At 59.3% G+C, this 9,256-nt stretch carries 7 protein-coding genes; 1 reads left to right on the forward strand and 6 read right to left on the reverse strand.

Annotated features, from left to right (window positions below):
• Positions 1-11: 11 nt before the first annotated feature.
• From ACH2AT_RS10015 to ACH2AT_RS10025, 3 genes are all read right to left on the reverse strand, one after another.
• Entirely contained in the window at positions 12-938 is a 927-nt protein-coding gene (locus ACH2AT_RS10015; RefSeq protein ID WP_394965708.1) for a DDE-type integrase/transposase/recombinase, read from the reverse strand.
• 138 nt (positions 939-1,076) lie between these two features.
• Positions 1,077-3,662, reverse strand: coding sequence for an NYN domain-containing protein (locus ACH2AT_RS10020; protein WP_394965710.1), 2,586 nt, complete (start codon positions 3,660-3,662; stop codon positions 1,077-1,079).
• Positions 3,659-4,978 (reverse strand): hypothetical protein, encoded by a 1,320-nt coding sequence (locus tag ACH2AT_RS10025; protein ID WP_394965711.1) that lies wholly within the window; start codon positions 4,976-4,978, stop codon positions 3,659-3,661. Before ACH2AT_RS10025 ends, ACH2AT_RS10020 begins: the two co-directional genes overlap by 4 nt.
• A gap of 209 nt (positions 4,979-5,187) precedes the next feature.
• On the opposite strand from ACH2AT_RS10025, the gene ACH2AT_RS10030 reads away from it, so the two are divergent.
• Positions 5,188-6,549, forward strand: coding sequence for a DUF6056 family protein (locus ACH2AT_RS10030; protein WP_394965716.1), 1,362 nt, complete (start codon positions 5,188-5,190; stop codon positions 6,547-6,549).
• 48 nt (positions 6,550-6,597) lie between these two features.
• Here ACH2AT_RS10030 and ACH2AT_RS10035 read toward each other — a convergent pair whose 3' ends face one another.
• The 3 genes from ACH2AT_RS10035 to ACH2AT_RS10045 form a co-directional block, all read right to left on the reverse strand.
• On the reverse strand, positions 6,598-6,858 hold the full coding sequence (locus ACH2AT_RS10035) for a hypothetical protein (protein ID WP_394965712.1): 261 nt from the start codon (positions 6,856-6,858) through the stop codon (positions 6,598-6,600).
• Between the two features lie 35 nt (positions 6,859-6,893).
• Positions 6,894-8,111: a peptidase T gene (pepT, locus tag ACH2AT_RS10040; RefSeq protein WP_394965714.1), complete on the reverse strand. Its 1,218-nt coding sequence runs from the start codon at positions 8,109-8,111 to the stop codon at positions 6,894-6,896.
• A gap of 102 nt (positions 8,112-8,213) precedes the next feature.
• Positions 8,214-9,140, reverse strand: coding sequence for a DDE-type integrase/transposase/recombinase (locus ACH2AT_RS10045; protein WP_394965708.1), 927 nt, complete (start codon positions 9,138-9,140; stop codon positions 8,214-8,216).
• Positions 9,141-9,256 lie beyond the last annotated feature (116 nt).

A 9,256-nucleotide genomic window follows, 5' to 3' on the forward strand; every position in this document is an offset into this window, starting at 1 on the left:
ATGTAGGTTTGTCAAACATATTGGACAGTGAACTCATAAGGAGAAAGCCAGTTGAGAGGCCTCATGGGGAAATTGTTGGAGCGGCGATTATGAACAGCGAGCTGCCTGGCAAAGTCGTCGAGAGAGTAAAAACTGTGACAGGCAAAGAAACGTTTCTGATCCTCCCTGTGACTTCGCTCCACCTTGCCGTTGTGGCGGGGCGTGTAGGGGCGGATGAGTTTGTGCCGTATGCCCAGTTTCGCAGCAGTGGATTCAAAGAGGGTTGGCAGATCCCGTTGGCTGTTGGAAAAGCGGTTGGTGAATTCAAAACCGTTGTCGGTCTGTACACACTCGACTCGGATGCCGCGGCGAGCGTACCAGCTGGATAATTTTCTGAGGAAGTCTGCGGAAGAATATGTGCTTTGTTCAGGGTATGCTGCCAGGAAACGCAAGCGAGTGAACTCGTCGATGGCGGTATACTGGAACAAGCGCAGTTCCGAATCGGCAATACAACCGCGAGGAACCACTTTCACGTCCACCTGAACGCGCTGGCCAGGATAGCTCATTTGCTCATATGGTTTGGGTTTGTAGGCTGATTTTTTGTTGCATGGAGGGAATAATCCCAGTCTGCGCATGACCCGAAACAGGCTCTCTGGGCGGCGGGTGTATCCTCGTTTGCGCAGCCGGTGCCACAGCTCCACCATACCAAGATTTGGATTGCGGCGGCGCATATTCTGAATCAGCTTGAGTTCTTCGGATGTATGCTGCTTCGGGTGACTGTGCGGGCGTTTTGAGCGGCAAGCCAGAGATTGTACTGTGCTGTCCCAGCGTTCCTTCCAGAAGTAGATGTACGACCGGCTTTTGTTGTATTTTCGACTGGCGCGGCTGACGCCATATTTCTCTGCGTACTTCATCAGGGATTGCCGATACGCCATGTCCTGTGTTATACTCTTGCTCATGAAGGATATGGTCTCCTTTCTCGGTAAGTTTTGTGTGCCAACTCAACTATAACCGATTGAGGTCATATCCTTCTACTTTTTTATTCTACTGTCCAAGATGTATTGTAGCGCTACAGCTGGAATCCGTCGGTCTCTAGTTCAACGCCGTTTCGCATTGTGCGCGGCGATGATCGCGTCGATTTCTCGCTCGGTGGCTTCCATCTCCCGACGGAACATCCGGGAGGACACCCGCAGCGTGCCGTGGCCCATCAAAATCAGCTGTTCGGCAGCGTCACTGGTGACCGCCCGTACCCGGCGGTCCGTTTCCAGCTTGCCCAGTTCATAGGTCACTTTTTCGATGTAGGCGTCGGCGGTCTCGGCCTCCTTGGTGTAGACCACCCAGACACCGCCCTCTTTCTGCACGCCGCCCGCGCCACCGGTCACCCGGTAGGCGTCGAACACCACGATCAAGGTGCACTGATGATAGCCCTGATAGTTGCAGAGGATCTGTATCAGCGCCTCGCGGGCGGCGGAAAGGTCCTGGGCCGCCAATTTTTTCAGGTCCGGCCAGTCAAAAATGACGTTATAGCCATCCACAAGCAGATGCTCCGGCGTTTTCTTCCAGGGGCCGGCGGGGCCGGCGGCTTTCTCCTCCTTCGGGCTGCGGAACAACTCCCGCCGCTGCACCGGGCCGTAGGTGCGTTCAAAGATGGCCGCCAGCTGGGCATCCTCCTCCAGGCTGCCCGACACCGGACGTGCGGTGCGGGCGGGAACGGGTGTAGAAGCCTGTTCCTCTTCTTCACCTAAGTGCACCCGGTTTTCTAAATGCATTTTTGCCGCTGCCTCCTGCCAGGGTACCACCACCCCCGCACCGTGGCTGCAAAATACCGAATCGGCAGGGTTTTCGGTGTCCCGCTCGGGGTCATAGCCAATGCCGGCGATGACCGCTTCAGCGTTGTGGCAGGGCTCATACCCCTTCACCGTCAGGGATAAACGGCCCTCTCCCTTGGTATAGGCCGCCACTTGGGCTGCGTAGCCGGTTATTTCGCTCACCGGCGCTTCCCCGACGAGCAGCGCAGTCTCGCCCAGTGTCTCGGGCGGGTCAAACCTGCCGCTCATCCGCTGCACATCCGACATGGCCCGGCCCACATTCGCCGCGGGAACTTCCAGGCGGAAAGAATACCAAGGCTCCAGCAGGATGTTCTCCGCCCGCATAAGACCCTGGCGCAGCGCCCGGAAGGTAGCCTGGCGGAAGTCGCCGCCTTCGGTATGCTTCAGGTGGGCTTTGCCTGCCACCAGGGCAATTTTCATGTCAGTGATGGGGCTGCCGGTGAGCACGCCGGGGTGCCGACGCTCCGCCAGATGACTCAGCACCAGCCGCTGCCAGTTGCCGTCCAGCTCGTCCTCGCTCACCCGGCTTTCCAGCACAAGGCCGCTGCCCCGCTCGCCCGGTTCCAGCAGAAGATGAACTTCGGCATAGTGACGCAGGGGTTCAAAGTGGCCCATCCCCACCACCGGGGCCGCGATGGACTCTTTGTAAACAATGCTGCCCGGGCCGAAGGCGACGTCCAGCCCGAAGCGGCTTTTCATCAGCTGCGTCAGCACCTGTTGCTGCACTTCGCCCATCAGGCGCACCTGCACACGGCCGGCTCCCTCGTTCCACTCCACCTGCAAAAGAGGGTCCTCCTGCTCCAGCAGGCGCAGTTTCGCCAGCAAGTCGGAGACATCCGTTCCCTCCGGCGTCAGTACCTGGCAGGCCAGCACCGGTTCCAGCGCCGGATTGATCCCGTCCCTCTCCGCTCCAAGCCCTTCGCCGGACCAGGTGTGTTCCAAACCGATGACGGCGCAGATGGCGCCGGCTTCCGCCTCTGAGAGAGGCGCGAATTTTGCACCCGAATAGAGGCGCAGGCCGTCTGCTTTCTGCTGCCAGTGCTCGCCCGAAGCAGTAACTCCCTCCAGCACAGTCTTGGCTTTCAGGCTTCCGCCGGTCACCTTGATGTGGGTGAGACGTGTTCCCTGCTCGTCCCGGGATATCTTGAACACCCGGGCGCCGAAGGCCGTCGGGTACACCGGCACAGGTGTCCAATGCTCCAGGCCGGCAAGAAATTCATCCACCCCCTGCAGTTTGAGCGCAGAGCCAAACCAGCATGGAAAAGCCCGCCGGGCCGCGATGAGCCCGGCGGTGCTTTGTTCACTCACCGTGCCGGTGTTGAGATATTCTTCCAGGACCGTTTCGTCCAGGGCGGCCAGTTCCTCGGCCAGTTCCTCGGCAGGCAGCGCAAAATCCACAAACCCGTCATCAAGAGCGCTGTTCAGCGTTGCCAGCACCGCGGCTTTTTCCGCCCCCGGCAGGTCCATCTTGTTCACAAACACGAAGGTGGGTACCCGGTGCCGCGCCAGCAGCTGCCAAAGGGTGCGGGTGTGGCTCTGCACGCCCGCCGGGCCGCTGATGACCAGCACCGCGCAGTCCAGCACCGAGAGGGTGCGCTCCGCCTCTGCGGCAAAGTCCACATGCCCGGGGGTATCCAACAGGGTGATCACCGCGCTTTCCAGCGGCAGCACCGCCTGCTTTGCAAAGATGGTGATGCCCCTGCGCCGTTCCATCTCGTCGGTATCCAGAAAGGCGTCGCCGTGGTCCACGCGGCCGGGCTTTTTCAGCCGCCCGCCCCGATAAAGCAGCGCTTCGCTCAAGGTCGTTTTGCCCGCGTCCACATGGGCCAGAACACCAACGGTAATACGCCTCATGTCTGTTTTTCCTCCGGGGCAAAACTGGGCGTGCGGTTCTGGGGAAGCAGGTACAGCGCGCAGGGCAGCAGCCACAGGCACACGTTGATACAGGGCCAGATGAAGTGGCCTTCCATGAATGAGTGGGCCAGCATCACCACCAGACAGGCGCTCTCGGTGACCGCGCCCTTTTTCATCAGTTTCCACAGCAGCAGCGTGACCGCGCCCCAGAGCAACAGGCTCATCACCGGGCCAGCGTAGATCCATTGGGCGACGTAGAAGTTATCCACCAAAAAGTCTTCGCCCAAAAGCTGCTGCCCGGCAATGGCAACGGGAGCCTGGGTAAGGGCTTCGTTTGCAAGGCTGAGACGTCCGGTGAAAAGGCCGTCCAGCCGGATCCAAAGTCTGCTGTCCGCACTATAAAACAGACCGCCCAGCAGACTGAAAGCAAAGGCAACCGCGGGAGCCGCGCTCACAAGCACGCGCACCCAGAAGGGTCTTGCCATGGCGGGGAAAAACCGCAAAATCACAGTCAATACAAGCAACAACGCAATGCACACGGTGGCGGCGCGGCTGTCCGGGCCCTGATCGCAGAACACAAGAGCAGCCACCAGCAGAGTAAAATCGAACCATCTGAGTTTTTTCACCTGCCGCCAGCACAGATACATGACGCAGAGCCCCAGCAAAATGGCGCCGGTGAGGTTGTACCAACCGTAGCCGAAGCTGTTTCTGAGCCGTCCTGCACTCCCGGTGTATTCCACTGTGTCAATCCATCCCAGGAGGTAGATCGACACGGTTGACAGAACGCTGGCGGTGCTCACCGCAAGGCTGGCCTTCAGAGTACGCCGAAGCGGCACATCCTTGGCAGCCAGCGCAAACAGGATGCCGGTGATGACCCAGAAATCATGATCATTGATGAACACCCAGCGGGACACAAAGAAAAAGCACCAACCCACACCCAGCTGCCAGCCGGAATATCGGGTGAAAAACACCAGCTTCAGAACAATGGCGACGAAATAGATCACTTCCAGTTTGGGCGCCAGGAAACTGTGCCAGGCATAGCCTCTCTCCCGAACAAGACTGTTCATAAAGAACATGTCGAACTGGAGCAGCGCCACCGCAGCCAGGAACAACCAGCCGCCAATGGTATACCGTGCCTCAGCGGCCCAGCCGCCGAACAGAAAGCGCTCGTTTTTCAGACCGTATCGCACTTTGTCGGTAAAATTTCCTTTGTGCGCCAGGGTGAAGCCCCCCAGCCATACAAGGCCCAGGGTCCAGCCCAGCAGGATCAGATCGAGCCAGCTGAATATTCCGTTCACAAAGAGAGATCGAAGCACGCTCTCATTCCTTCCCTTTGGATTTCAAATTCGCTTTCTCTGTCCATTATATCTTTATTGCCGCCGCTTGTCCACGGTTCATTGTCCCAGCCGGGCCGCGTTGCGATTTCTCTATATTTGTGGTATAACTATGTAAAATAAATCGCCCGTTTGGCAAAGGAGGGAAAACCCTGAAAGACAAGTGGAAAACCGCCCCGCTGTCCGAAAAGCTGACGGCAGGCATGGCGGTGCTGGTGTTTCTTGCCATGCTGGTCTTCAACTGTCTGACGCCCTATGTGGCAGACGACTACACCTTCTCCTTCAGCTATGCCACCGGCGAGCGGCTGACCGGACTTCTCAGCGTTCTGGAAAGCCAGTGGTATCACTACTTTCACTGGAGCGGACGCTTTATCATCAAGTGCCTGGCCCAGGGCTTCACCGTACTGCCGAAAGGCGTATTCAACCTGCTGAACGCCGCAGTATACGCCGGCCTTGGTCTCCTTCTTCACCGGCTGGCGCTGGGCCGGAAAGAGCGTTTCGATCCGGCAGTGCTGGCACTCATTTATCTGAGCCTCTGGATGGTCTCACCGGTGTTCGGCCAGACGAACCTGTGGATGTGCGGCTCGGTGAACTACCTCTGGGCCACCTTTTTCTGCATGGCGGCGCTGGTTCCCTATGCGCTGCATCTGCGCCAGTGCCTTGCGCCGCGCCGCTGGCTCGCGCCCGTCTGCCTTTTTGCGGGCCTCGTTGCCGGCTGGGCCAGCGAGAACACCAGCGCCGGGCTGCTGGTGGCGCTGGTGCTCTGCGTTGGGTTCTTCCTCTGGCGGGACAAAAAAGCTCCCCTCTGGGCCTGGCTGGGCCTTCTGGGCGCGCTGGCGGGCTTCGCGCTGCTGATTTTGGCGCCGGGCAACTACCAGCGGCAGGACGCCGCCGCCGATCCCCGCGGCCCCCTGACCGTTCTGGCGGTGCGCTTTCTCACCGCGCTGGATCAGCTGGCAAGCGGCGGCGGGCTGGTGCTGCTGGTGCTTTTTGCCGTGCTGTTCTGCCTGCTGGCGATGCAAAAGCCGGGCGCGGCCGGGCTGTTCCGGCCCCTCGTTTTCTTTGCGGCGGCGCTGGGTGCGAATTTTGCCATGATCCTCTCCCCTGTTTATTATGACCGCTCCACCCACGGCGTGTTCACCTTCCTCACCGCCGCCTGCGCCGCCTGTGCGGTGCAGCTGGAGGGCAGGGGCATCCGCCGGGCGCTGGCCGCCGGGGCCGCCGGCCTCGCCATGGCGGCGGCGGTGCAGTTCGTCTGGGCGGGGTACGACATTGCCAGCTTCTTTGTGATGCGCCAGACGCGGGAGGCCGCCCTTCTGGAAAGCGCCGCGGCGGGCGAAACGGAAGTGGTGACCTACGCCATCGAGCCCTACACCCGCTGGTGCGCCGGCTGGGGCCTGCCCGACCTGCGCCAGGACCCCGCCGACTGGGTCTGCGCCGACACGGCAAAGTATTACGGGCTGGAAAGCCTTTCGGCGGACGGGGCCCGCACCTACCCCTTCCCCGGCAAGACCAACACCGCTTTTGAGACTGGCGAGATCGCCGACCCCTGAATGACAAGAAAAGCCCCGCAGGCACATGCCTGCGGGGCTTTGGTTTGTTTACAGTGTTCCGCCGTTGATGAGGTATTCCGCCAGTTCCTCATCGTCTTTGTCCACAAAGATCTTATACTCGGTGGCAGCCCGGGTGAGGAACGGGAGCACCTGCCCATTCATGGAGCGGGGCATCAGGTCGTCGGTGTGCTGGCGCACCTTGAACTTGACGCCGCCCTCTTGCAGCGCCATGCGGGCCGCCGCCACCTGGACCGCGTCGTAGCTGGAAAGCACCAGCCGCTGCCGGAAAAGGCCTGCCAAAAATTTCATACCGCATCCTCCTTACAAGGGGAAAGAAGCGTAGGTCAGTGGGCGTAGATGCTCAGGATGTTCAGCAAAATCTCCACGCTTTTGTCCATCTTCTCCGCCGTGATGTATTCGCAGGGGCCGTGGAAGTTGAAGCCGCCGGTGCCGAGGTTCGGGCAGGGCAGCCCCATGAAAGAGAGCCGCGCCCCGTCGGTACCGCCCCGGATGGGCACGATCTTGGGCTCCAGCCCGGCCTGTTTCACCGCCAGCTGGGCATTCTCGATCAGATGGTAGTGGGGCAGAATTTCCTGCTCCATGTTGTAGTAGCTGTCCTTCAGCTCCAGCTCCGCGGTGCCTTCGCCGTACTTTTCGTTGATAGCATCCGCGGCAGCGGTCATCGCGGCCTTGCGGGCCTTGAATTTCTCCATGTCGTGGTCACGGATGATGTATTCCAGCTTCGCCTCGCTCACCGTGCCGCTCATCTCGCACAGGTGGTAAAAGCCCTCGGTCCCCTCGGTGTGCTCCGGGCGCTCGTTGGCGGGCAGCATGGCGTGCAGTTCCATTGCAATGTTCTGGGCGTTTTTCATCAAGTCCTTGGCGCTACCGGGGTGCACCGAGAAGCCATGGATGGTGACGAAGGCCGAGGCCGCGTTGAAGTTCTGGTATTCCAGCTCGCCCACATCACCGCCGTCCACCGTGTAGGCATAATCGGCGCCGAAGCCCTTGACATCGAACAGGTCGGCGCCTTCGCCCACCTCTTCGTCAGGGGTAAAGGCCACGCAGACCTTGCCGTGGGGAATGTCCTCTTTCTGCAGCCGTTCCACAGCGGTAAGGATCTCGGCGATGCCTGCCTTGTCGTCCGCGCCCAGCAGAGTGGTACCGTCAGCGGTGATGAGGGTCTGGCCCTTCCAGTTTGCCAGCTCGGGGAACTGGGCCACCCGCATGTACTCGCCGGTGCCGGTGAACAGAACGTCGCCGCCGTCGTAGTTCTCGATGACCTGGGGCTTCACGTTCTCGCCCGGGGCGTCGGGGGCGGTGTCCATGTGGGCGATGAGGCCGATGGCCGGTTTATCCTCGCAGCCGGGGGTGGCGGGCAAAACGCCGTAGACATAGCAGTGTTCGTCCACCCGCACGTCCTCAAGGCCCAGCTCCTTCATCTGCCCTTCCAGCAGGCGGGCCAGGTCAAACTGGCGGGCTGTGCTGGGGTGGGTGGCGCTGTGGTCATCGGAGGTGGTGTAAATCTTCACATAATCAAGGAAACGCTCATAAGCGCGCATGGGCTTCGCCCTCCTTCTTTTCACTTTGCTTGTATTGTAGCACAGGGCGGGCAAAATAGGAAGGGGCGCCGCCCGCGTCGAATTCTCCCCTTTGTAGGTTTGTCAAACATATTGGACAGTGAACTCATAAGGAGAAAGCCAGTTGAGAGGCCTCATGGGGAAATTGTTGGAGCGGCGATTATGAACAGCGAGCTGCCTGGCAAAGTCGTCGAGAGAGTAAAAACTGTGACAGGCAAAGAAACGTTTCTGATCCTCCCTGTGACTTCGCTCCACCTTGCCGTTGTGGCGGGGCGTGTAGGGGCGGATGAGTTTGTGCCGTATGCCCAGTTTCGCAGCAGTGGATTCAAAGAGGGTTGGCAGATCCCGTTGGCTGTTGGAAAAGCGGTTGGTGAATTCAAAACCGTTGTCGGTCTGTACACACTCGACTCGGATGCCGCGGCGAGCGTACCAGCTGGATAATTTTCTGAGGAAGTCTGCGGAAGAATATGTGCTTTGTTCAGGGTATGCTGCCAGGAAACGCAAGCGAGTGAACTCGTCGATGGCGGTATACTGGAACAAGCGCAGTTCCGAATCGGCAATACAACCGCGAGGAACCACTTTCACGTCCACCTGAACGCGCTGGCCAGGATAGCTCATTTGCTCATATGGTTTGGGTTTGTAGGCTGATTTTTTGTTGCATGGAGGGAATAATCCCAGTCTGCGCATGACCCGAAACAGGCTCTCTGGGCGGCGGGTGTATCCTCGTTTGCGCAGCCGGTGCCACAGCTCCACCATACCAAGATTTGGATTGCGGCGGCGCATATTCTGAATCAGCTTGAGTTCTTCGGATGTATGCTGCTTCGGGTGACTGTGCGGGCGTTTTGAGCGGCAAGCCAGAGATTGTACTGTGCTGTCCCAGCGTTCCTTCCAGAAGTAGATGTACGACCGGCTTTTGTTGTATTTTCGACTGGCGCGGCTGACGCCATATTTCTCTGCGTACTTCATCAGGGATTGCCGATACGCCATGTCCTGTGTTATACTCTTGCTCATGAAGGATATGGTCTCCTTTCTCGGTAAGTTTTGTGTGCCAACTCAACTATAACCGATTGAGGTCATATCCTTCTACTTTTTTATTCTACTGTCCAAGATGTATTGTAGCGCTACAC

The organism is Candidatus Allofournierella excrementigallinarum, from assembly GCF_944388085.1.
GTDB classification, from domain to species: domain Bacteria; phylum Bacillota; class Clostridia; order Oscillospirales; family Ruminococcaceae; genus Allofournierella_A; species Allofournierella_A excrementigallinarum.

What these genes read in the sequence shown, in the direction of transcription:
- ACH2AT_RS10015 (WP_394965708.1), bottom strand. Translation starts at nt 938, where the DNA reads ATGAGCAAGAGTATAACACAGGACATGGCGTATCGGCAATCCCTGATG.
- ACH2AT_RS10020 (WP_394965710.1), bottom strand. Translation starts at nt 3,662, where the DNA reads ATGAGGCGTATTACCGTTGGTGTTCTGGCCCATGTGGACGCGGGCAAA.
- ACH2AT_RS10035 (WP_394965712.1), bottom strand. Translation starts at nt 6,858, where the DNA reads ATGAAATTTTTGGCAGGCCTTTTCCGGCAGCGGCTGGTGCTTTCCAGC.
- pepT (WP_394965714.1), bottom strand. Translation starts at nt 8,111, where the DNA reads ATGCGCGCTTATGAGCGTTTCCTTGATTATGTGAAGATTTACACCACC.
- ACH2AT_RS10045 (WP_394965708.1), bottom strand. Translation starts at nt 9,140, where the DNA reads ATGAGCAAGAGTATAACACAGGACATGGCGTATCGGCAATCCCTGATG.